21 protein-coding genes are annotated in these 22,572 nt (G+C 67.8%); 12 read left to right on the top strand and 9 right to left on the bottom strand.

What is annotated here, in order from left to right:
- Positions 1-36 precede the first annotated feature (36 nt).
- Both yaaA and GA0116996_RS16940 read left to right on the top strand, forming a co-directional pair.
- Positions 37-822 carry a peroxide stress protein YaaA gene (gene yaaA / locus GA0116996_RS16945; protein ID WP_092314152.1) on the top strand — a complete coding sequence of 262 codons (786 nt, stop codon included), beginning with the start codon at positions 37-39 and terminating at the stop codon, positions 820-822.
- A gap of 38 nt (positions 823-860) precedes the next feature.
- Positions 861-1,994, top strand: a complete 1,134-nt coding sequence (locus GA0116996_RS16940; RefSeq protein ID WP_092313964.1) for a M14 family metallopeptidase — start codon at positions 861-863, stop codon at positions 1,992-1,994.
- A gap of 186 nt (positions 1,995-2,180) precedes the next feature.
- On the opposite strand, the gene GA0116996_RS16935 is transcribed toward GA0116996_RS16940, so the two are convergent.
- The 3 genes from GA0116996_RS16935 to GA0116996_RS16925 all read right to left on the bottom strand — a co-directional run bounded on the left by GA0116996_RS16935 (position 2,181) and on the right by GA0116996_RS16925 (position 5,114).
- Positions 2,181-2,975, bottom strand: a complete 795-nt coding sequence (locus GA0116996_RS16935) for a BspC domain-containing protein (RefSeq protein WP_375790488.1) — start codon at positions 2,973-2,975, stop codon at positions 2,181-2,183.
- Between the two features lie 250 nt (positions 2,976-3,225).
- Complete coding sequence (locus GA0116996_RS16930) at positions 3,226-4,113, bottom strand: N-formylglutamate amidohydrolase (RefSeq protein WP_092313962.1); 888 nt, start codon at positions 4,111-4,113, stop codon at positions 3,226-3,228.
- Positions 4,114-4,127: 14 nt separating this feature from the next.
- The gene (locus tag GA0116996_RS16925) at positions 4,128-5,114 is read right to left on the bottom strand and encodes a tripartite tricarboxylate transporter substrate binding protein BugE (RefSeq protein WP_092314148.1); all 987 of its coding nucleotides are present in this window, start codon (positions 5,112-5,114) and stop codon (positions 4,128-4,130) included.
- Between the two features lie 130 nt (positions 5,115-5,244).
- Here GA0116996_RS16925 and GA0116996_RS16920 point away from each other — a divergent pair, with 130 nt between their 5' ends.
- The gene (locus GA0116996_RS16920) at positions 5,245-6,153 is read left to right on the top strand and encodes a LysR substrate-binding domain-containing protein (RefSeq protein WP_092313960.1); all 909 of its coding nucleotides are present in this window, start codon (positions 5,245-5,247) and stop codon (positions 6,151-6,153) included.
- Between the two features lie 98 nt (positions 6,154-6,251).
- On the opposite strand, the gene GA0116996_RS16915 is transcribed toward GA0116996_RS16920, so the two are convergent.
- From GA0116996_RS16915 to GA0116996_RS16905, 3 genes are read right to left on the bottom strand one after another with little or no spacing between them, the layout of a single operon-like run.
- A complete protein-coding gene (locus GA0116996_RS16915; RefSeq protein WP_092313958.1) occupies positions 6,252-7,427 on the bottom strand; it encodes a vWA domain-containing protein in 1,176 nt (391 codons plus the stop codon).
- 29 nt (positions 7,428-7,456) lie between these two features.
- Positions 7,457-8,059, bottom strand: a complete 603-nt coding sequence (locus GA0116996_RS16910) for a GNAT family N-acetyltransferase (protein ID WP_092313956.1) — start codon at positions 8,057-8,059, stop codon at positions 7,457-7,459.
- 17 nt (positions 8,060-8,076) lie between these two features.
- Positions 8,077-8,958, bottom strand: coding sequence for an AAA family ATPase (locus GA0116996_RS16905; protein WP_092313954.1), 882 nt, complete (start codon positions 8,956-8,958; stop codon positions 8,077-8,079).
- A 539-nt stretch (positions 8,959-9,497) separates the two neighbouring features.
- Between GA0116996_RS16905 and GA0116996_RS16900 the strand changes: the two genes are divergently transcribed.
- Together GA0116996_RS16900 and GA0116996_RS16895 are read left to right on the top strand one after the other, a co-directional pair.
- Positions 9,498-9,845 carry a c-type cytochrome gene (locus tag GA0116996_RS16900; RefSeq protein WP_018005502.1) on the top strand — a complete coding sequence of 116 codons (348 nt, stop codon included), beginning with the start codon at positions 9,498-9,500 and terminating at the stop codon, positions 9,843-9,845.
- 10 nt (positions 9,846-9,855) lie between these two features.
- Positions 9,856-10,254: a c-type cytochrome gene (locus GA0116996_RS16895; RefSeq protein WP_012352395.1), complete on the top strand. Its 399-nt coding sequence runs from the start codon at positions 9,856-9,858 to the stop codon at positions 10,252-10,254.
- A gap of 83 nt (positions 10,255-10,337) precedes the next feature.
- Here GA0116996_RS16895 and GA0116996_RS16890 read toward each other — a convergent pair whose 3' ends face one another.
- The gene (locus GA0116996_RS16890; protein WP_167355521.1) at positions 10,338-11,288 is read right to left on the bottom strand and encodes an FAD:protein FMN transferase; all 951 of its coding nucleotides are present in this window, start codon (positions 11,286-11,288) and stop codon (positions 10,338-10,340) included.
- Positions 11,289-11,658: 370 nt separating this feature from the next.
- Between GA0116996_RS16890 and nosZ the strand changes: the two genes are divergently transcribed.
- From nosZ to GA0116996_RS16860, 6 genes are all read left to right on the top strand, one after another.
- On the top strand, positions 11,659-13,602 hold the full coding sequence (nosZ, locus tag GA0116996_RS16885; protein ID WP_092313951.1) for a TAT-dependent nitrous-oxide reductase: 1,944 nt from the start codon (positions 11,659-11,661) through the stop codon (positions 13,600-13,602).
- A 69-nt stretch (positions 13,603-13,671) separates the two neighbouring features.
- Positions 13,672-16,290, top strand: coding sequence for a 4Fe-4S binding protein (locus GA0116996_RS16880; RefSeq protein ID WP_092314144.1), 2,619 nt, complete (start codon positions 13,672-13,674; stop codon positions 16,288-16,290).
- Positions 16,287-17,573 (top strand): nitrous oxide reductase family maturation protein NosD, encoded by a 1,287-nt coding sequence (locus GA0116996_RS16875; protein ID WP_092313949.1) that lies wholly within the window; start codon positions 16,287-16,289, stop codon positions 17,571-17,573. Before GA0116996_RS16880 ends, GA0116996_RS16875 begins: the two co-directional genes overlap by 4 nt.
- A complete protein-coding gene (locus GA0116996_RS16870) occupies positions 17,548-18,489 on the top strand; it encodes an ABC transporter ATP-binding protein (protein WP_092313947.1) in 942 nt (313 codons plus the stop codon). The genes GA0116996_RS16875 and GA0116996_RS16870 overlap by 26 nt, the downstream gene beginning before the upstream one ends.
- Positions 18,490-18,491: 2 nt before the next feature.
- A complete protein-coding gene (locus GA0116996_RS16865) occupies positions 18,492-19,328 on the top strand; it encodes an ABC transporter permease (RefSeq protein ID WP_092313945.1) in 837 nt (278 codons plus the stop codon).
- On the top strand, positions 19,328-19,873 hold the full coding sequence (locus tag GA0116996_RS16860) for a nitrous oxide reductase accessory protein NosL (protein WP_092313943.1): 546 nt from the start codon (positions 19,328-19,330) through the stop codon (positions 19,871-19,873). The genes GA0116996_RS16865 and GA0116996_RS16860 overlap by 1 nt, the downstream gene beginning before the upstream one ends.
- Before the next feature lie 35 nt (positions 19,874-19,908).
- Here the strand turns inward: GA0116996_RS16860 and aroG are convergent, their stop codons facing one another.
- Together aroG and GA0116996_RS28075 are read right to left on the bottom strand one after the other, a co-directional pair.
- Positions 19,909-20,988 (bottom strand): 3-deoxy-7-phosphoheptulonate synthase AroG, encoded by a 1,080-nt coding sequence (gene aroG / locus GA0116996_RS16855; RefSeq protein ID WP_092313941.1) that lies wholly within the window; start codon positions 20,986-20,988, stop codon positions 19,909-19,911.
- 164 nt (positions 20,989-21,152) lie between these two features.
- Positions 21,153-21,533, bottom strand: coding sequence for a hypothetical protein (locus tag GA0116996_RS28075; protein ID WP_133250543.1), 381 nt, complete (start codon positions 21,531-21,533; stop codon positions 21,153-21,155).
- Between GA0116996_RS28075 and GA0116996_RS16850 the strand changes: the two genes are divergently transcribed.
- On the top strand, positions 21,499-22,554 hold the full coding sequence (locus GA0116996_RS16850; RefSeq protein WP_092313939.1) for a class I SAM-dependent methyltransferase: 1,056 nt from the start codon (positions 21,499-21,501) through the stop codon (positions 22,552-22,554). The genes GA0116996_RS28075 and GA0116996_RS16850 overlap by 35 nt on opposite strands.
- Positions 22,555-22,572 lie beyond the last annotated feature (18 nt).

Raw genomic sequence — 22,572 nt, 5'->3', positions numbered from 1 at the left:
GGCTTGTTTGTCCTTGGCTACTGCCGCGATTTTGCCATGCTCATCGTTTTGTCTCCCGCCAAGTCGCTGGACTACGAGACTCCCGCCCGCATCAAGACCCACACGCTGCCGCGCTTCATCGACCGTTCCGCCGCGCTGATCGAGCGCCTGCGCCGGCTGGCGCCGCAGGACGTGGGCGCGCTGATGGACATCTCCGACAAGCTCGCCGTGCTCAACGTGACGCGCTACGCCGACTGGTCGCCAGCGTTCACCGCGGCCAACAGCAAGCAGGCGGTGCTGGCCTTCAACGGCGATGTCTACGACGGCCTCGACGCGAAATCGATGTCGCCCGAAGACCTTGGCTTTGCGCAGAAGCACCTGCGCATCCTGTCCGGCCTGTACGGCGTGCTGCGCCCGCTGGACTGGATGCAGCCGTACCGGCTCGAAATGGGCACGCGCCTGGACAATGCCGCCGGCAAGGACCTGTACGCGTTCTGGGGCGACGACGTCACGCAGATGCTCAACGCCGACATGGCCGAGCTCAGGCCGGAGGGCGCGCCGGTGCTGGTCAACCTGGCTTCGGAAGAATATTTCAAGGTGGTGCGGCCCAGGGTGCTGCAGGCGCGCATCGTCACGCCGGTGTTCGAGGACTGGAAGGGCGGCCGCTACAAGATCATTTCGTTCCACGCCAAGCGGGCGCGCGGCACCATGGCGCGCTACGCGCTGACGCACCGCGTGACCGAGCCGGAGAAGCTCAAGCGCTTCGCCGAAGACGGCTATGCCTTCGACAAGGCGGCCTCGGACGCCACCCGCTGGGTGTTCCGCCGTCGCCTCGAAGACTGACCACGCGTTCTGAACCCATCGCCACGAGACCGCCAGCCATGCTGCATATCTCTTCGCATTTCGATTCCGGCGCCATCGAGGTCGAGGCGCTCGACCGCGCCGACGATATCCGCCTGCGCATCCGTGCCGATTCGCATGCCGACTTCCGCCAGTGGTTCCATTTCCGTTTGCAGGGCGCGGCCGGGCAGGCCTGCCGCATGCATTTCCTGAACGCGGGCGATTGCACCTATCCGGACGGCTGGCGCGACTACCGCGCGGTGGCGTCGTACGACCGCGCCAACTGGTTCCGCGTGCCGACGCGCTTCGACGGCCAGGTGATGACCGTGGAGGTCACGCCCGAGCACGACAGCATCTGGTTCGCGTATTTCGAGCCGTATCCGGACGAGCGCCACCTGTCGTTGCTGGCAAGCTGCCAGCGCTCGCCGCTGGCGCGGCTGTCGCACCTGGGCAGCACGGTCGACGGGCGCGACATGACCCGCGTCACCATCGGCGAGCCCGGTCCCGGCAAGTCCACCATCTGGATGATCGCGCGCCAGCACCCGGGCGAGAGCATGGCCGAATGGTTTGTCGAGGGCGTGCTGCAGCGGCTGACCGGCACCGGCGTGTGGGCGGGCGACCCGGTCGCGCGCAAGCTGCTCGAGCGCGCGGTGTTCCATATCGTGCCGAACATGAACCCGGACGGCTCGGCGCGCGGCAACCTGCGCACCAACGCCGCGGGCGCCAACCTGAACCGCGAGTGGATGGCGCCCAGCCCGGATACCAGCCCCGAGGTCTACCATGTGCGCCGCGCGATCGAGGCCAGCGGCTGCGACATGTTCTTCGATATCCATGGCGACGAGGGCCTGCCGTACAACTTCGTCGCCGGCAGCGAGATGCTGCCCGGCTTCACCGAAGCGCGCCGGCGCGAGCAGCAGCGCTTTATCGAGGCTTTCAAGCGGGCCTCGCCGGATTTCCAGGACGTGCATGGCTATGCGGCCAGCAAGTACAACGCCGACGCGCTCAAGCTGGCGTCGAAGTACATCGGCCATACCTTCGGCTGCCTGGCACTGACGCTGGAGATGCCGTTCAAGGACAACGCCGACCTGCCGGATCCGGCGGTCGGATGGAATGGCGCGCGCAGTGCGCTGCTGGGAACGGCGATGCTGCAGGCGATACTGGATTATCTGGGCTGAGGCCGGCGATCGGTTTGCTCCCCTCTCCCGCTTGCGGGAGAGGGGCAGGGGGTGAGGGCAGGCGCGTGGCAAGCACGAGGCCTCAGCACTTCGTCGAAACGCTCGCCCTCACCCCCGCCCCTCTCCCATAAATGGGAGAGGGGAGAGCACAAGCGCCCCACTCGGGCGCCCGTGGTCTGATTGCGCCTACTGCTTCTTCTTGCTCTTGCTGCTTGCCTTGGCCGACGTCGACTTGGCAGAGCTCGACTTCACCGACTTCGATGCCGAAGCCTTGCCGGACTTCGAAGCCGTGCTCTTGCCCTTGGCCGCCTTGCGGCTCTTGCTGGCCGACGTGCGCGTGGCGGTGGGTACCGCCGGCGCGGCGGCGGGCTCGCTGATGGTGGCGCCGCTGCTGTCGAGCAGTTCGTACGCCAGCATCATGCCGTCGTCATAGCCGCAGCGCACCTTCACCGGTTGCCAGTCGTCGCTGCCCTTGCGCTTGTGCGCGGTGGCGGCGAAGGTGACCACCGAGCTGACCGGAACCGCCTGCTTGCCCGGCGAGAAACGCCCGCTCCAGGGCTCGGTGGTGGCTTGCCCCGCGGCGAGCGCGCCGGTGGGGATCTTCAGCGCATCGTAGGTGGCCGAGCGCGGCACCACCCAGCTGGCGTGCGCGGCGCAGTCGGCCACGTCGCTGCTGGCGTTCTCGGTCTTCATCAGCTGTTCGCGCATGCGCGCGCGGTACTCGGACAGGCTGACGCGGCCGCGGTCGGGCAGGTTGATGGTCTTGATGGGAGGCGAAGCGGAAGCTGCCGGGGCGGGGAGAGCGGCGGGGCGGGCTGGTACCGGGGTGGGTGCGGTGGCGGGAGCCGGCGCCGGGCTGGCGGCGGTGCCCGCGGCCTCGTCCGGCAGGTTGGCGCAGCCTGCCAGCGCGATCGCACCGGCTACGGCGGCGGCCACCATGCGCAGCCGGCTGCCGAGCATTGCGGAGATTCGTCGGATCACGGTGTTAGCGTTGTGAGCGTGTGTGCTTGCCCGGGATTGCCTGCCGGCGCCAGGGGCCCGGCAGCCAGGATGGGTTCGCAAAGGATTGCCATGATAGAGGAAACCCATCTGCCAAAGTTCCTAAATCTTGTTACCCATTCTTCTAAAGCCTGGCCGACACGCTACCGCCCGCGCGAAGTGATCCCGGCGCGGGCTCGCATTTTCCGAAGCGCACCCCGGCGGCGCGGCCGGACCGGGGAGCGCAGGGGTTTCAGGCCACGCGCGACGGCATCGCGCGCGTAAAGCGCAGCAGTTCGTCGAGCAGGCCGTTCAGGTCGTGCCGCAGCTTGGCAAAGCCGGCGGTATGCGTGAGGCCGGTCTCGTCCATGTAGAGCTTGCGGTTGACCTCCAGCTGCAGGCTGTGGCGGCCGGCCTGCGGCTGTCCGACCACGCGCACGATCTCGACGCCCTTGTACGGGTGGTTGCGCCAGACTTCGTAGCCCATCTCCTTGAGCACGCCCTCGACCCGGTCGGTGAAGCGCTTGTCACAGGTGGTGCCGTCGCGGTCGCCGACGACGAAATCCGGATGCTCCAGGCCGGGGAATTCGGTCGCGAACGGCGCGGCGTGGCTGGGCATCGAGTGGCAGTTGATATGCCAGGCGCTGCCATGGCTGGCGACGGCGCGCTCGGCCAGCTTCTGCAGCTGCGCGTAGTAGGGCAGGTAGCAGCGCTCGATGCGCGCCTGCACCTCGGCCACGCTCAGCCTGCGGTCGTAGATGGCTTCGCCGGTGTCCAGCACGCGCCAGACCAGGCCCTTGCCCAGCCGGGTCTTGGAGGTTTCCTGCTTCGCGCCGGGCCAGGGCGCGTCGAGCAGTGCTTCGTCGATTTCTTCTAACGCGCGGTTGGCGTCGAGGTAGCTGCGCGGAAAGCCCGCGCACAGCAGCGGGATGCCGCGCGCCGGGGCGCCGGCGTAGAGCTCGTCGACGAAGGTGTCCTCGGCCTGGCGCAGCAGCGGCAGCGGCAGCGCGGGATCGGGGCGGAAGTCCGTCGGGTACGTGGTCGCGCTGTGCGGCGAGTCCAGGAACAGCGCCGCGGGCTCGCCCTCGGGCTGGTACAGGCAGAACGGACTGTCCGCGATGGTTCGGTCGGTGTCGGTCATGGTGTGCGTTGCGTTCAGTCGAGCGAGATCTTGGCGGCGGCGGCCACGCGCTTGTTCTTGGCCACTTCGGTCTTGATCTGGGCGGCAAAGTGCGCCGGGGTGTCGCCCACCGGCGTGGCGCCGAGCTTCTCCAGCTTGGCCTTGACCTCAGGCAGCGCCAGCACCTTGACCGCGGCGGCATGCAGCTTGTTCTGCAGGTCGGCCGGCAGGTTGGCCGGCGCGATCAGGCCGAACCAGGCGGCGTCGTTGACCTCGCCCAGGCCGAGCTCGGCAAAGGTCGGCACATTGGGCAGCGCGGCCACGCGCTTGGGCGCCGCCACGGCGAGCGCGCGCAGCTTGCCGCCCTCGATAAACGGCAGCGACGACGGCAGGTTGTCGAACAGCACCTGCACCTGGCCGGCCAGGGCGTCGTTCAGCGCCGGACCCACGCCCTTGTACGGCACGTGCAGCAGTTCGGTCTTGCTGCTCATCTTGAACAGCTCACCCATCATGTGCGAGACGCTGCCGTTGCCGGCCGAGCCATAGGCCAGCTTGCCCGGCTGCGTCTGCGCCAGCGCGATGAAGGCCTTCATGTCGGTGGCCTTGACCGACGGGTGGATGCTCATCACGTTCGGCACCGAGGCCAGGTTGGTGATGGGGGTGAAGTCCTTGGTGGCATCGTAGGACAGGCGCGGGTACACCGCCGGGTTGATGCCGTGGGTCGAGGCCGTGGCGATGCCGAGCGTGTAGCCGTCCGGCGCGGCCTTGGACAGGAAAGTGGTGCCGATGCTGCCGCCGGCGCCGCCGCGGTTGTCGACCACCACGGCCTGGCCCAGCTGCTGGCCAAGCTTGTCGGCGACGATGCGCGCGACGATGTCGGTGGTGCCGCCGGCGGGGAACGGCACCACCAGCGTGATCGGCTTGGTGGGGTAGCCGGACTGCGCGGCGGCACTGAACGACAGGCCGGTGGCGAGGGCAGCCGAGGCGGCGGCGAAGACGCGGAGAAGGTGGCGACGTTGCATGATCTTGGTGGCGAAAGGTATCAAGGAAGAGACAAAGGCGTTTTCACGATTCTGCTCGTGCAAGCAGAACCCTCGCAAACGAAATAAAATCCCTAGCTCATTCCATTTGGTCGTGAAGTAGAGGTGATTTATGCGACGCCTATGTCCGTCGCTGACCGAGTTGCACGCCTTCGAGGCGGCGGCGCGCCACAACAGCTTTACCGTAGCCGCCCGCGAGCTGCATGTCACGCAGGGCGCGGTCAGCAAGCAGGTGCGCAGCCTCGAGGCCTACCTCGGCGTCGAGCTGTTCCAGCGGGTGCGCCAGCGGCTGGTGCTGACTCCCGCGGGCGAGCGCTACCTCGAGCGCATCGCGCCCAGCCTGAACGAGCTGGAAGCCGCCACGGTGGAATTGATGGCGGGGCAAGGGCGGGGCGGCGTGCTGCATATCGCCAGCATGCCGACGCTGGGCGCCAAGTGGCTGATCCCGCGCCTGCCGCAGTTCTTCGCGCGGCATCCGGAGGTGACGCTGGAGTTCGTGCCGCATGCGCAGGGCTACGATTTCTCCGAACCCGACCTCGATGCCGCGATCCGCTTTGGCGATGGCGTCTGGCCCGGCAGCCTGGCCGACTACATGACCGGCCGCGAGGTCCTGCCGGTATGCCGGCCGGGCCTGCTCGCATCCGAGCCCGATGGCGTGGCGCCGACCCCGGCGGCGTTGCTGCGCTATCCGCTGTTGCACCACACCACCGTGCCGGAGGCCTGGCCCGACTGGTTCGCCACGCTGGGCCTGCCCACGCGCGACGCCTGGAGCGGCGCGCGCTTCGACCAGTTTTCACTGCTGACGCAGGCGGCGCTGTCGGGACTGGGCATCGCGCTGATCCCGCGCTGCCTGATCGAACAAGAGCTGGCCACCGGCGCGCTGGTGGTGGCGCATCCGGCGCAGGTGCTGGCCAAGAAGGGCTATTACCTGTGCTATCCGGAGCAGAAGCAGCACCTGCCGGCGCTGCGCACGTTCAGGGCGTGGGTGATGGAGGGGGCGGACCTGGCGCGGCCCGGGTGAGGGCAGGCGGGCAATATCGGGGGCCCGACTTCGCGGATGCTCCCGCCCTCACCCCGACCCTCTCCCGCAGGCTGGAGAGGGAGCACGCCGCCAGGCCCTTACTTCGACAGCACCTTCATCGCCTGCTCCAGCCCCGCCAGCGTGACCGGGAACATCCGTCCCTTCATCAGCTGGTTGATCACCGTGATCGACTGCCGGTACTGCCACAGCCCTTCGGGTTCGGGGTTGAGCCAGACGAAGTGCGGAAACTGCTCGGTCATCCGGTTCAGCCATACCGCGCCGGCCTCGGCGTTGTTGTACTCGACCGACCCGCCCGGTTGCAGGATCTCGTACGGGCTCATGGTGGCGTCGCCGACGAAGATGATCTTGTAGTCGGGCGTGTACTTGTGCAGCAGGTCCCACGTCGCCAGCTTCTCGGCGTGGCGGCGGCGGTTGTTCTTCCACACGTAGTCGTACAGGCAGTTGTGAAAGTAGTAGTACTCGAGGTGCTTGAATTCTGTCTTGGTGGCCGAGAACAGTTCCTCGACGCGCTTGATGTGGTCGTCCATCGAGCCGCCCACGTCCATCAGCATCAGCACCTTGACCTTGTTGTGGCGCTCGGGCCGCAGCTTGATGTCGAGCAGGCCGGCGTTGGCCGCGGTGGAGTGGATGGTGTCGTCGAGGTCCAGCTCGGTGTCGGCGCCTTCGCGGGCGAAGCGGCGCAGCCGGCGCAGCGCGACCTTGATGTTGCGCGTGCCCAGTTCGACCTGGTCGTCATAGTCCTTGTAGGCGCGCGCCTCCCACACCTTGATCGCGGTGCGGTTGCCCTTGGACGGGCCGCCGATGCGGATGCCTTCGGGGTTGTAGCCGCCATGGCCGAACGGCGAGGTGCCGCCGGTGCCGATCCACTTGTTGCCGCCCTCGTGCTTTTCCTTCTGTTCCTCGAGCAGTTGCTTCAAGCGCTCCATCAGCTTGTCGAGGCCGCCCATGGCCTCGATCTTGGCTTTTTCCTCGGCCGACAGCTCGCGCTCCAGCGTCTTCTGCAGCCAGTCGAGCGGGATGTCGGACTTCCAGTCGACCAGGCTCTCCACGCCCTTGAAGTAGGCGGCAAAGGTCTGGTCGAACTTGTCGAAGTGCTTCTCGTCCTTCACCAGCGTCATGCGCGACAGGTAGTAGAACTCGTCGATGGAAGGCGTGATGACCTGCGCCTTGAGCGCTTCCAGCATGGTCAGGTATTCCTTGACCGACACCGGCAGCTTGGCGTGGCGCAGCGAGAAGAAGAAATCGATCAGCATGGTGCCTCGCTTTCAGTCGGCGCTGCGCGTCAGCGCTGGCGCTCGAGCTGGAATTGCAGGTGTTGCCGCACCGCCGGCCATTCGCTGGCGATGATCGAGAACACCACGGTGTCGCGCAGCGTGCCGTCCGGCATGCGCATGTGGTTGCGCAGCACGCCGTCCTGCCTGGCGCCCAGGCGGGCGATGGCGGCGCGGCTTTGCTGGTTCATCCAGTGCGTGCGGAACTCCACCGCGATGCAGTCGAGATGGTCGAAGGCATGGCCCAGCAGCATCAGCTTGCACTCGGTGTTCAGCGGCGTGCGCTGGACCCGGCGCGCATACCAGGTCGAGCCGATCTCGACGCGCCGGTTGGCCGCGTCGATATTCATGTAGGTGGTCATGCCGGCCAGCTCGCCGGCCGCGTCGCGCACCGCGAACGGCAGCATGGTGCCGCGCCGCTGCAGGTCCAGGCGCCGCGCGATCTCGGCCTCCATGCGCTCGGGCGCCGGCACGCTGGTGTACCAGAGCTTCCACAGCTCGCCGTCGGCGCAGGCGGAGCGCAGGCCGTCGGCGTGTTCGGGGCGCAGCGGTTCCAGCGTGGCATGCCGGCCCGGCAGGGTCACGGGGTTGGCAAAAGCGGTCGTGTCGGTCATCGGGCTTGGCCGCGCGCTCAGCGGTTGGCGCGGTTCATGAACACCAGGCGCTCGAACAGATGCACGTCCTGCTCGTTCTTCAGCAGCGCGCCGTGCAGCGGCGGGATCGCGGCCTTCTTGTCCGGGCTCTTCAGCGCCTCGGGCGGGATGTCCTCGGCCATCAGCAGCTTGAGCCAGTCGATCAGCTCGGACGTCGACGGCTTCTTCTTCAGGCCCGGCAGGTTGCGCATCTCGTAGAACGATTCCAGCGCTGCGGCAACCAGCTCGCGCTTGATGCCGGGGTAGTGCACGTCGACGATCTGCTGCATCGTCTCGGCATCGGGGAACTTGATGTAGTGGAAGAAGCAGCGGCGCAGGAAGGCGTCGGGCAGTTCCTTCTCGTTGTTCGAGGTGATGATCACCAGCGGACGGTGCTTTGCCTTGACCAGTTCGCGGGTCTCGTAGACATAGAACTCCATGCGATCGAGCTCGCGCAGCAGGTCATTGGGGAATTCGATGTCGGCCTTGTCGATCTCGTCGATCAGCAGCACCACCTGCTCGTCGGCCTCGAAGGCCTGCCACAGCACGCCCTTGACGATGTAGTTGCGGATGTCGTGGACGCGGTCGTCGCCCAGTTGCGAATCGCGCAGGCGCGACACGGCGTCGTACTCGTACAGGCCTTGCTGCGCCTTGGTGGTCGACTTGATATGCCATTGCAGCAGCGGCATGCCCAGCGCGGCGGCAACTTCCTCGGCCAGCATGGTCTTGCCGGTGCCGGGCTCGCCCTTGATCAGCAGCGGGCGCTGCAGCGTGCGCGCGGCATTGACGGCCAGCTTGAGGTCGTCGGTGGCAACGTACTGGTCGCTGCCTTCGAAGCGGACCGGCTGGGAGGAGGCGTGGGCGTTGGCGGTGTTTGACATGAGGCAACCTGAGGTGGCGGCCGCTCGGGCGAGGGCCGGGTTGGCGTGCTGGGCGCGGTCTCTTCGCGCTGTGATGCGCGCTTTCGTTATGGAAAACTGGGTCCGTGGCGGGCGCCCGCGTGCCGCTGGCGGAGCGTCCGCGAACGGTCGTGCGGATTCCCGGGATGGGCCAGTATAAAAGACCTTTGCGGTTCGTGTTGGGGCGCGCCGACAGGGTTCCGCCGGCACTGGCGGCTGGCTGGACTGGCAGGTGCCGGCTGCGGTACAATGCGGCGGTTTGACGCGCCCCCACGTCCAGTTCTCCAGTATCCGGCAGTCCGCGTTCAGAAGTCCCAGCGGCCCTTCCGGGTCGCGGCGATTGCGCGAGGTGGTTCCAGAATGGTGTTCCACACCCCGGCAAACCGACCGGATGCGACATCTCTGGCGGGTTGCACCCCGGCCATCCGACTGGCTGCCCTGGTTGCTCCGCAGAAGCATTCTGAAACCGTCTCCGCCCGGCAGGGCAGGTCACACGGTGTAACTTCCAATCCGCAAAGACAATGAAAAAGCTCCTCACGATGGTGGTGCTGGGCGCGGCTGCAACGGCCGTGCAGGCACAGGAAGTCAAGGGCAATGGAGACGCTGCCAAGGACAAGGTTGCAATGTGCATCGGGTGCCACGGCATTCCGGGCTACCGTGCGTCCTTCCCCGAGATCTATGAAGTGCCGCTGCTGGGCGGCCAGAGCGCCAAGTACATTGAGAATGCGCTGAAGGCCTACCAGAAGGGCGAGCGCAAGCACCCCACCATGCGCAGCATCGCCGCGACGCTGACCGAGCAGGACATCGCCAACGTGGCGGCGTACTACTCGCAGCAGACCGCCGGCACGCAGAACAATTCCCTCAAGTAAGAGACCCCACATGAAGACGCTCAAGACGCTTTCGTTCGCGCTCGGCGCACTCGTGCTGGGTGCTGCCGCCATGCCGGCCTCGGCCGCCGACCTTGCCAACGGCAAGACCCTGGTCGAAAAAGGCAACTGCGTGGCCTGCCATGGCGCCGGCATGAACAAGCCGATCTCGCCGGACTACCCCAAGCTGGCCGGCCAGCATGCCGACTACCTGTATCACGCGCTGATGTCCTACCAGGTGTCGGGCAATGCGCTGGTGGGCCGTTCCAACGCGATCATGGCGGGTCAGGTCAACGCCAACCCGGCGGTCACCGACAAGGACGGCAAGCCGCGCCCGTTCACGCGCAAGGAGCTGAAGGACATGGCCGCCTATATCGAGTCGCTGCCGGGCGACCTGGTGCTGAAGAAATAACGGCGACGGCCGGCGGCACTGGCCGCCTGCACGCAAGCAAGCCGCTTCACTGGAAGCGGCTTTTTTTCGTCCGCGGCCCGCGTTCAGGCCCGCCGCAGCCGCTGGGCCATGCCTGGCGAGATCCAGCGGCCACGGTCGCCCACCGCCAGCCCATCGACGCCGGCGAGCCCGCCGGCCAGCCGGTCCCAGGCGGACTGGCCGGCCACCATCAGCGCGGCGCCCAGCCCGTTGACCGCCGCCACGGTCGGCGCCACCAGCGTCACCCCGCGCGGCCCGGCAGACGGCAGGCCGGTGGCGGGATCGAGCACATGGTGATAGCGCCGGCCACCGGCGACAAAGCAGCGCTCGTAGTCGCCGGAGGACGCCACCACGGCATCGGACACCTGCAGCACGCCTAGCAGCCGTGCCGGCGCGAGCGGGTCGCGCACGCCGATGCGCCAGTCGCGTCCCTGCAACTTCCCCATGGCCAGCACATCGCCGCCACCGTTGACCATCGCATTGGCCAGGCCATGGCGGCGCAGCACCTGCATGCCCGCGTCCAGGATCGGCAGCTTGGCAATGCCGCCCAGGTCCAGGCGCATGCCAGCGCGGGCCAGCATGGCCTCGCCGCGGCGGGCGTCGAGCATGACCTGCCGGTAGTCCACCAGCGCTCGCTCGCGCGCCAGTTCGGCGGCGTCGGGCAAGCGGTTGCCATCCGCGCCGAAGCGCCAGCCGGCGAACGCTCCGACGGTGATATCGAAGGCGCCGCGGGATCGTGCCGAAACCGCCGCGGCGGCCTGCAGCACCGTCATCAGTTCCGGCGCCACGCGCACCGGATGGCGGCCCGCCGCGCGGTGCAGGGCGCTGACCTGGCTGTCGGGCCGGTAGCGGCTCATCAACTGCTCCAGCCGCATCATCTCTGCAAAGGCCACGGCGATGGCCGCCTGCGCTACGCCGTGGCGGTCGCCTTGCACGACCATGTCCACGCGTGTGCCCAGCAAGCGGCGCGATGCATGCGTGACCGTGGGATCGGCCAGCGCGGGCCGCACGAACATCCCGGTGGCGAGCAGCGGCACGCTCGCGGCGCCGCGAACGATGGCGCGGCGCCTGTGGTCGACGTGGTCGATGTGGTCGATATGGGGAATGGAAGGCTGCGTGGGCAGTAGGGTCTTGAAGCGCATGACGAGGATGGTGTCGATCGCGAAAGCGGCAGTGGGCCTTGCCGTGCCGCCATTCTGTCCGCGGCGCTGGCTAAAAACATGCATCGATAATGAATATTCAAGAGAACCATGACGATCATCAACCTCGATCGCTCCATCTGCTTCGACCATCTGTAGCCGGCGGCAGCAAGCCACCACAAGACAACTCAAGCAGAAAGCCGGCGGAGCTGACTCCGCCTTTGCCATGACGGTTCGAGGAACGAAGATGACCAGGCATACGCAGCATCCCCTGCCACCCCACGATGCACCGGCCGCGCCCGGACGGCGGCGCTTTATCCATACCGCGGCGCTCGCCGGCGTTGCCGGCGTGGCCGCCTGCACCGACAACGGCGGCGCGCCGGTGGCAGCCACGCCGGCCAGCGGCGCCGGTGCCCATGCCACCCCGGCGGGCAGCACCGCCGCCGGCGCGGTGCACCTGAAGCCAGGCGAGCTGGATACCTATTACGGCCTGTGGAGCGGCGGCCATGCCGGCGACATGCGCGTGCTGGGCCTGCCCTCCGGGCGCGAGCTGCAGCGGATTCCGTGCTTCGTGCCGGACGCGCTGACGGGGTGGGGCATCACCAATGAATCGAAGCGCGTGATGGGCACCCGCCCCGATGGCAGCCTGCAATACACCGTCGGCGATACCCACCACGTGCACGCCTCGTACAAGGACGGCAACTACGACGGCCGCTATGCGTGGATCAACGACAAGATCAATGCCCGGCTGGCGCGCGTCCGGCTCGACTACTTCATCTGCGACAAGATCACCGAGCTGCCCAATGTGCAGGGCTTCCACGGCATCTTCCCGGACAAGCGCGATCCCGTCGACGCCAGCATCAACTACACCACGCGCGTGTTCTGCGGCGCCGAGTTCGGCGTGCCGCTGCCCAATACGCCGACCGAGGACGGCAGCAAGTACCGCTCGCTGTTCACCTGCGTCGACGCCGAGTCGATGGCGGTGCGCTGGCAGGTGCTGATCGACGGCAACTGCGACCTGGTGGCGACCTCGTACGACGGCAAGCTGGCCGCGACCAACCAGTACAACGTGGAAATGGGTGTGCGCTTCGAGGACATGATGTCGGCCGAGCGCGATGCCTGCCTGTTCTTCAACATCGCCCGCATCGAGGCGGCGGTCAAGGCCGGCAAGTTCAAGACTATCGGCGACTCGAAGGTGCCGGTGGTCGACGGCACGCATGCCGCCAACCAGGACCCGGCCACCGCGCTGACCGCCTATGTGTCGGTGCCCAAGAACCCGCACGGTGTCAACGCCAGCCCCGACCAGAAGTACTTCATCTGCGCCGGCAAGCTGTCCCCCACCGGCACGGTGATCGAACTGGCCAGGGTGCTCGACTGGTTCGACGGCAAGCTGGCCAGGCTGGACGACGCCATCGTCGCTGAAGTCGAGCTGGGCCTGGGGCCGCTGCATACCGCCTTCGACGGCCGCGGCAATGCCTACACCACGCTGTTCCTGGACAGCCAGGTGGTCAAGTGGAACATCGACGCGGCGATCCGCTTCCACCGTGGCGACAAGAGCGCCAGGTACGTGGTGGACCGGATCGACGTGCAATACCAGCCCGGCCACCTCAATGCCTCGCAATCCGAAACCGTGGCCGCCGACGGCAAGTTCCTGGCGGTGGGCTGCAAGTTCTCGAAGGACCGCTTCCTGCCGGTGGGTCCGCTGCACGCCGAGAACGAGCAGCTGATCGACATCTCCGGCGACAAGATGGTGCTGCTGGCGGACCATCCCGTGCACAGCGAACCGCACGACTTCATCATCTTCCGGCGCGAGCTGCTGCGGCCCAAGCAGGTCTACGCGCTCGACGATTTCCCGCTGGCGATCAAGGACGCGCAGGAATCAGGCGTGTTTCGCAACGGCCGCAAGGTGACGGTGAAGCTCACCTCGCAGGCGCCGGTGTTCAGCCTGCGCGAGATCAAGCTGAAACGAGGCGACGAGGTCACGCTGATCCTGACCAACCTGGACAAGATCGAGGACCTGACGCACGGCTTTGCGATCCCGAAGTACAACATCAACTTCATCGTCAATCCGCAGGAGACGGCGTCGGTGACCTTCGTTGCCGACAAGCCCGGCGTGTTCTGGTGCTATTGCACCCACTTCTGTCACGCGCTGCATCTCGAGATGCGCAGCCGCATGATCGTCGAGGCCTGAGCCGGCTTGGCGTAGCGTTGCGCGCGGCGCATCGGCCTCGCGCAGCACTACGGCTGCTGCCTTTCCATGATGCTGGCTATCTTCAAAGGACTCGTCGCGGTCCTCGCCGCGTGGCTGCTCTCGCTTGGCCTGGCCGCGCCGGCGCATGCGGGCGCCTACGAGGCCGAGCTGCCGCCGCAACTCGCCACCGCCCCCGACCTGTGCGCGCTGGTGCCGTGCGCGCAGGTGCTGCCCGGCGCCACGCATTTTTCGTCGCGCATGGGCCAGCCGCCCTATGTCGAGGGCTATCGCACCGGCCCCGGCGGCAAGCGTGAGCTGCTCGGCTACGTCATGCTGTCCACCGATATCACCGATACCCCGGCGTACTCGGGCAAGCCGGTGGTGACGCTGATCGGCATGGATACGCAGGGCCGCTATGCCGGCATCAGGGTGCTGAAGCATTCGGAGCCGATCCTGTTGCTGGGCATTCCGGAAGCCGCGCTGCTGGATTTCAACCGGCAGTACGTCGGCAAGTCGGTCACCGACAAGATCGAAGTGGGGCAGTCGCGCCCCGACGAAGGCGTGGTCGGCGTCGATGCGATTTCGGGCGCCACGGTGACGGTGATCGCGCAGAACCAGGTGCTGACCACGGCGGGTGCGGCGGTAGCGCGGCAGGTCGGCATCCTGGCGCCAACCCAACGCGCGCCGGCTCGCTACGTTGAAAGCGGCATGCACTACAGCTGGCCGCAGCTGGTAGCGATGGGGGCGGTGCAGCGCCTGCTGGTGCAGCCGGCGCAGGCCGGCTTAAGCGGCGGCCTGCGGGGCGGCGGCGGGCCATTTATCGAGTTGTGGTTCGGCGATCTCAACCATCCCGATATCGGGCGCAGCGTGCTGGGCGATGCCGGCTGGCAGGGCCTGCGCGCGCAGCTGCGGCCGGGCGAGCACGCCATCTTCGTGATCCGCACCGCGGGCACCGAGTCGTTCAAGGGTTCGGGCTTCGTGCGTGGCGGCATCTATGACCGGGTGCAGGTGCGCCAGGACACCGACGCCTTCACCTTCCGCGACCTCGATTACCTGAACCTCTATGGCGTGGCCGCGCCGGGCGCGCCGGTGCCGACCGAGTCGGCGATCTTCGTGGTCCGCTCGCCGGCCTTTTCCGCGGCGTATCCGTGGAAGCTGTCGTTCCTCGGCAACCGGGTCGACCGCGCCACCGGCACGCGCAGCTTTGCCAGCTTCGACGCGCCGTACTGGCTGCCGGCGGCGCTGCTGCAGGGTGGCCGCCCCCATATCGACGTGCCCGAAGCGCCGTGGCGCAAGGTCTGGCGCCGGCAGGCCGGCACCATCGCGCTGTTCGTGGCGCTGCTGGGCGCGGTCACGCTGGTCTACGCGCTGCGCGAGCGCCTGACACGGCGTGCCACCCACAAGAACAAGTGGCCGGTGAATGCGTTCAAGTACACGGCATGGGCCATCAGCATCGGGCTGGTGGGGTTTGGCGCGATGGCGCAGCCGTCAATCACGCAGGTGCTGACGTGGTTCCATGCGCTGCTGCTGCGCTGGGACTGGGCCTTGTTCCTGAGCGATCCGTTTATCTTCTGCTTCTGGATCTTCATCATCGTCACGGTGCTGCTGTTCGGGCGCGGGCTGTTCTGCGGCTGGCTGTGCCCGTTCGGCTCGCTGTCCGAGGCGATCTACAAGCTCGGCGGCTTCGTCGGGCTGAAGCGCTGGCAGCGGCAGTTGCCGCGGCGCTGGCACGACCGGCTCAAGTGGGTCAAGTACGGCGTGTTCTTCGGGCTGCTGGCGGTCTCGGTGTTCTCGATGGCGCTGGCCGAGAAGCTGGCGGAGATCGAACCGTTCAAGACCACTTTCCTGGTCGGCATCGCGAACCGCGCGTGGCCGTACGGGCTGTTCGCGTGCGCGCTGCTGGGGCTGTCGCTGTTCATCGAGCGGCCTTACTGCAAGTACCTGTGTCCGCTCGGTGCGGCGCTGGCCATGCCAAGCACGTTCCGTTGGTTCGGGCTGCGGCGCAAGCCCGACTGCAATCGCTGCAAGGCATGCGCGGCGGGTTGCGGCGCGCAGGCGATCGATGCCGATGGCCGCATCGACCAGCGCGAGTGCCTGCACTGCCTCGACTGCATGGTGCTCTACACCGATACCCACGGCTGCCCGCCGCTGGCACGCGAGCGCAAGCGGCGCGAGCGCGAGGGGCTGCCGCTGACGCCGGTGGCTCGCAACGGGTACTTCATTCCACTGGTGCCGGTGACGGCCGCTGCGGCACAACCGACGGGCCCCGATCCGCGCATGCCGACCGACCCCGTGACGCCGCCCTACGCCGCCGCGACGGGCGCCGCGCGCTGCTTCGCCGAGTTGTGGGACCACCTGTGGCCCTGGAGCGGGCGGGGCTGGCGCTTTGCCGCGGCGTTGCAGCTGGCGGGCGCGGCGGTCGCGCTGGCGGCAACCGTGGCGTGGGCGCTGGCGGCCAGCGGACAACTGCGCGCCGGCGCGGTGATCGGCTGGTGGCTGGGCTGGAGCCTCTACGAGGTGCTGATCCGCCTGTCGGCAAAGCGCTATGTCAAGGATGGGCCATGGTGGCGCGGCCGCCATCGTCGCGCCACCGTGATGGACATGCTCAGCTATGTCGGCTTCAAGAACCTGGTGGTCGGTGCCGTGCTGTTCCTGGCGCTGAAGGCGATGGGGATGCTGTCGGCATGAAGCTGCTGTCCGGTATCCCGTTGCTATGGCTGGTCGCCGGCATGACCGGTGCGCCGGCGGCGACCTGGCGCGTGCAGCCCGGCCAGTCGCTGCAGGCGGCGATCGATGCCGCGGCTGCCGGCGACACCATCGAGATCGCGCGCGGCCACTACACCGGCAACTTTACCGTCGGCAAGCCGCTGGTGCTGCGCGGCATCGCGCGGCCCACGCTCGGCGGCGCGCTGCGCGGCGATACGCTGCGTATCGCCGCGCCCGACGTGACGGTCGAAGGACTGATCGTGCGCGACTCCGGCGACAGCCTGAAGGACCAGAACGCCGGCATCTACATCGCGCCCGGCGCGCACCGCGCCGTGGTGCGGCACTGCGAGCTGACCTACAACCTGTTCGGCCTGTGGATCGAAAAGGCCGACGAGGTCCGCGTCGAGGCCAACACCATCACCGGCAAGCGCGACTACAACTCGGCGCAGCGCGGCAACGGCGTGCAGCTCTACAACACGCGCGGCGCCCGCATCCTGAACAACCACATCAGCTTCGTGCGCGACGCGCTCTACGTCGACGTGTCGCACCATGCCGTGTTTCGCGGCAACCGGCTGCACCATAGCCGCTACGGCACCCATTACATGAACTCGTACCACAACCTGTGGGAGAACAACGACAGCTACCGCAACCGCGGCGGACTGGCGCTGATGGAAGTGCGCGACCAGGTGGTGCGCAACAACCGCACCTGGGCCAATGCCGACCACGGCATCATGCTGCGCACACTGCAGGATTCAGTGATCGAAGGCAACGTGGTCGCGCACAACCAGCGCGGCTTCTTTATCTACGATGTCGAATATGCGCAGCTGCGCGGCAACCTGGTGCTCGGCAACGCCATCGGCGTGCACCTGTCGGCCGGCTCGACCCGCAACGTGGTGCAGGGCAACGACTTCATCGGCAACCGCGAGCCGGTGCGCTATGTCGGCGCGCGCGACGAGGCCTGGGGCGGACGCAATCCGGCCGAAAGGCAGCAGGGCAACTACTGGGGCAACTACCTCGGCTGGGACCGCGATGCCGATGGCGTGGGCGATATCCCGTACCGGGCCAATGACCTGGTCGACCGGCTCAGCTGGCGCTATCCGGGCGTGGCGCTGCTGCTGGGCAGCCCGGCGCTGCAGGCGCTGCGGGTGGCCGGGCGCCAGTTTCCGGTGATCCGGGCGCCGGGGGTGGTCGACGAATATCCGCGCATGCGTCCGGCGCGCGCCAACTGGAGGCATTGGCATGAGCCGGCCGACGCCAGCCGCTGATCCGGCCATGGATGCCATCGTGCTGTCCAACGTCAGCAAGCACTTCGGCGCGCTGCGCGCCGTCGACGATGTCAGCCTTGGCGTGGGGCAGGGCGAGCTGCTCGGGCTGATCGGCCATAACGGGGCGGGCAAGAGCACGCTGTTCCGGATGATGCTGGGCCTGTTGCCGCCGACACATGGCACCTTGCGCGTGGCTGGTGCCAATGTGGGCAGCCGCGCGTTTCGCGCGGCACGCCGCGGCATCGGCTACCTGCCCGAACATCTGGTGCTCCATGACAACCTGAGCGGCCTGGAGACGCTGCGCTTCTTCGCGCGGCTGAAGGGCGTGAAGGCAGAAGCCTGCGCGCCGATGCTCGACCAGGTGGGCCTGTCCTCTGCCGCCGCGCGTCCGGTGCGCGAGTACTCGAAAGGCATGCGCCAGCGGCTGGGCTTTGCGCAGGCGCTGCTGGGCGCGCCGCGCGTGCTGTTCCTCGACGAGCCGACCAATGGCCTGGACCCCGCCGCGATCCGCGACTTCTACGCCATGCTGAACGCGCTGCGCGCGATCGGGGTGACCATCGTCATCACCTCGCACATCCTGGCCGAACTGCAGCAGCGCATCGACCGCTTTGCGATCCTGTCGGCGGGCCGGCTGCAGGCCGCGGGCAGCCTCGAGGCGCTGCGCGCCCGGGCCGGCCTGCCGCTGACGCTGGTGCTGCGGGTCGAGGCGGGCGCGCGCGACGAGGCGCTGCGCCGGCTGCGCGCGCTGCCCGCGCTGGAGATCGACGATGCGCCGCCCGGCGCGCTGACGGTGCGCTGCGCGCCCGCCGCCAAGATGGCGGTGCTGGCCGCGCTGCAGCCGCTCGCCGGCCGGCTGCTGGACCTGCAGATCCACGAGCCGTCGCTCGAGGATCTGTTTCTCGGGATGAGGGCATGAGCATGGGCGATTGGCTCGACGCGCGGCAGGTGGCCGCGCTGGCCGGCAGGGAATTCCGCGAGCGCATGCGCAACCGCTGGGTGCTGGCGGTGGCGGCGGTGTTCACGGCGCTGTCGCTGGCGATCGGCTACTTCGGCGGCGCCGAGCAGGGCGTGCTGGGCCCGCGCTCGCTGGAGTTCGTCATCACAAGCCTGGCCAGCCTGGTGATCTACCTGGTACCGATGATCGCGCTGCTGCTCGGCTTCGACGCCGTGGTGGGCGAGCGCGAGCGCGGCTCGCTGGACCTGCTGCTGTCGCTGCCGCTGACGCGCGGCGAGCTGCTGCTGGGCAAGTACCTCGGCCTCGCCGCCGCGCTGGTGCTGGCCACGGCCGGGGGCTTTGCGCTGATGGCGCTGCTGCTGGCGCGCCAGTTCGGCTGGGCGGGCCTGTATCACTACCTCGGCTTCGTCGCCAGCGCGGTGCTGCTCGGGCTGGCGTTCCTGAGCCTGGCGCTGTGGCTGTCGGTGCTGAGCCGCGACCGCGCGCAGGCGTCGGGGCTGGCGATCGGGCTGTGGTTCTTCTTCGTGCTGGTGTTCGACCTGCTGCTGCTCGGCATGCTGGTCGCCGGCAGCGGCGCGGGCGCACAGCATGCCGCCACCGACTGGATCGCGTGGCTGCTGTTGCTCAACCCCGCCGACCTGTTTCGCATCGTCAATGCCTTTTCATTGGACCAGCTGCGCAGCGCCGGGGGCGTTGCCAGCATCGTGCCGCCCGCGCTGGCCAGCCCGTGGCCGACCGGCGCGGCGCTGCTGGCGTGGATCGCCGTGCCGCTGGGTCTTGCCGCCAGGAGTTTCCGCTGATGTGTACCCCGCTGTGTACCCCGTTCTCATGGCATCGCCGCCACCTGTTGCTGACCCTTGCCGGCGGCGCCGTCCTGCTCGCCGGCTGCGGCGGCAAGCCGCAAGCGCCGGCACAGCCGCAGGAGTTCGACGCCGCCACCGCATGCGCGCTGGACGGCATGCTGCTGGCCGACTACGCCGGGCCCAAGGCGCAGGTGTTCTATGCGGGTGACGCGCGACCGCACTGGTTCTGCGATACGGTGGAAATGTTCCACGCGCTGCTGCGGCCGGAACAGCTGCGACCGGTGCGCGCGGCGTTCGTGCAGGACATGGCAGGGGCCGACTGGGAGCAGCCGCGCGGCCACTGGTTCGACGCCACCACCGGCATCTACGTCGCCGGCAGCCGGCGCCACGGCGCGATGGGGCCGACGCTGGCGAGTTTCAGGACGGAAAGCGATGCCGCCGCCTTTGCCGGCCGCCATGGCGGGAAACTGCTGCGCTACGCCGAGGTGACGCCGGAACTGGCCGACCTCGGCGGCGGCGCCATGCAGGACAGCCGGATGTAGCACGGCGGGCCGAGTGCCCGCCGTCAGTTGCCGCTTCAGTTGCCGCTGCCCGACACCAGCCGGCGCTGGCGCACCGATTCGGCCAGGCCCTCGAGCACCTTGACCGAGTCGTCCCAGCCGATGCAGGCATCGGTCACGGACTGGCCATAGGTCAGCTCGTCGACCGGCTGGCCCTGGACGTGGTCCTGGCGGCCGGCCACCAGGTGCGATTCGACCATCACGCCGATGATGCGCTGATCGCCGGCGGCAATCTGGCGGCCGATCTCGGCGCACACCGGGATCTGGTTCTCGTGCTTCTTGCTGCTGTTGGCATGCGAGGCGTCGATCATCAGGCGCGAGGCCAGGCCGGCCTTGGCGATGGCATCGCACGCTTCCTGCACGCTGGCGGCGTCATAGTTGGGCGCCTTGCCGCCGCGCAGGATCACATGGCAGTCCTCGTTGCCCGAGGTCGACACGATCGCCGAATGGCCGCCCTTGGTCACCGACAGGAAATGGTGCGGCTGCGACGCGGCCTTGATCGCGTCGACCGCGATCTTGACGTTGCCGTCGGTGCCGTTCTTGAAGCCGACCGGGCACGACAGTCCCGACGCCAGCTCTCGGTGCACCTGCGACTCGGTGGTGCGCGCGCCGATCGCGCCCCAGCTGACCAGGTCGGCGATGTACTGCGGGCTGATCATGTCGAGGTACTCGGTGCCGGTGGGCACGCCCATTTCGCTGATGGTCAGCAGCAGCTCGCGCGCGGTGCGCAGGCCGTCGTTGATCTTGAAGCTGCCGTCCATGTGCGGGTCGTTGATCAGGCCCTTCCAGCCCACCGTGGTGCGCGGCTTTTCGAAATACACCCGCATCACGACCTCCAGCTCGCCGGCGAAGCGCTCGCGCTGCACCTTGAGCAGCTTGGCGTATTCCAGCGCGGCGCGGGTATCGTGGATCGAGCACGGGCCGATGATGACGATCAGCCGGTCATCCATGCCGTGCAGGATGCGGTGCATGGCCTGGCGCGCGCCGTAGATCACGTCCGAAGCCTGTTCGGAGCAGCCGAACTCGCGGATCAGGTGCGCGGGCGGCAGCAGCTCCTTGAGTTCGCGGATGCGCAGGTCGTCGGTGTTCTTCAGCATGATGGCTCCAGGATTCTTGTGAGGTCGTGAGTGTGTGGGAAAACAAAGGGGTATAAAAAAACCGCCAGGGTCGCTGGCGGTTTTTTTGTATTCGGGGCGCTGCTTACAGCCATCCCTCCCTATCCGCCAGCGGTGTGAGATCGCCAAAAAAGTAAAAGTAAAACTTAGCGGACATGGCGGGAAAAGGCGTTGGCTTGGGTCAGCTTGAAACGATTTTCTTCGCGGGCGCTGGATTTATGCTGCACTGCGTGGCAGAAAGGCAGGAAATTGCGCGCCGCTTCGATAATTTTCGTTGCGCATTGGCTGCTGGCCGCGCGACGAAGCATCTTTATAGCGCCTTTTGCCAGGGTTGGCAAGTGTCGCCGCAGCCATGCCGTGCGCTGGCGCACCAACCCGCCTTGCATTTCGGCGATGCCTTGCGAGCCTGGTGCCGCCGCCGCTTTTCGGCTTTTCCAGGCATGGCCGATGGCTATATTGGAAGCGGGGAGCAGTCGCACGGGGAGGTGCATCATGAGCGTCGATGAAGCGAGGCTGAATGCCTTCATGGAAAAATTCGTCGGCGATATCGGCGCGGTGATGCATGCCGCGACCGTGGTCGTCGGCGATGAACTCGGCCTGTACAAGGCGCTGGCGGAAAAACCGATGACCGTCGCCATGCTGGCGGCCAAGACCCATACCGACGAGCGCTACCTGCGCGAATGGCTGTCGGCGCAGGCGGCCAGCGGCTATGTCGACTATGACGCGGGCTCGAAGCAGTTCAGCCTGAACGAGGAACAGGCCTATGCGCTGGCGCAGGAAGGCAGCCCGGCCTTCATCCCGGGCGCGTTCCAGATTGCGGTGGCGCAGTTCCGGGCGATTCCGAAGATGATCGACATCTTCCGCAATGGCCGCGGGCTGGGCTGGCACGAGCACGACCCCGCGCTGTTCCACGGCACCGAACGCTTCTTCCGGCCCGGCTATGCGGCGCACCTGGTGTCGGAATGGATCCCGGCGCTCGACGGCATGGCGGCGCGGCTCAAGGCGGGGGCCATGGTGGCGGACGTGGGCTGCGGCCATGGCGCGTCGACCATCATCCTGGCGCAGGCGTTTCCGGCGTCGCGCTTCGTCGGCTTCGACTACCACGAGCCTTCGGTGCGCCATGCGGCCGAGGCCGCGCGCCGCGCCGGCGTGTCCGAGCGCGTGCGCTTCGAGGTGGCCAGCGCCAAGGACTACGGCGGCAAGGACTATGACCTGGTGGCGGTGTTCGACTGCCTGCACGACATGGGCGATCCCGTGGGCGCGGCGCGCCACGTGCGCGAGACCCTGCGCGCCGACGGCGCCTGGATGATCGTCGAACCGTTTGCCAACGATGCGCTGGAACAGAACCTGAACCCGGTGGGCCGGGTGTTCTATTCCGCGTCGACCTTCATCTGCACGCCGGCATCGCGTTCGCAGGAAGTCGGCCTGTGCCTGGGCGCGCAGGCGGGCGAGGCGCGCCTGCGCGCGGTCGCGGAGCAGGCGGGCTTCAGCGGCTTCCGGCGGGCGGCGCAGACGCCGTTCAATCTGGTGTATGAAGTGCGGCCGTGAGGCCGAGAGACATGTGGC

The sequence above is a fragment of the Cupriavidus alkaliphilus genome (assembly GCF_900094595.1).
Taxonomy (GTDB): domain Bacteria; phylum Pseudomonadota; class Gammaproteobacteria; order Burkholderiales; family Burkholderiaceae; genus Cupriavidus; species Cupriavidus alkaliphilus.
Note: the sequence above shows the minus strand (reverse complement) of the source record. Positions and strands in the feature narration are given on the sequence as shown.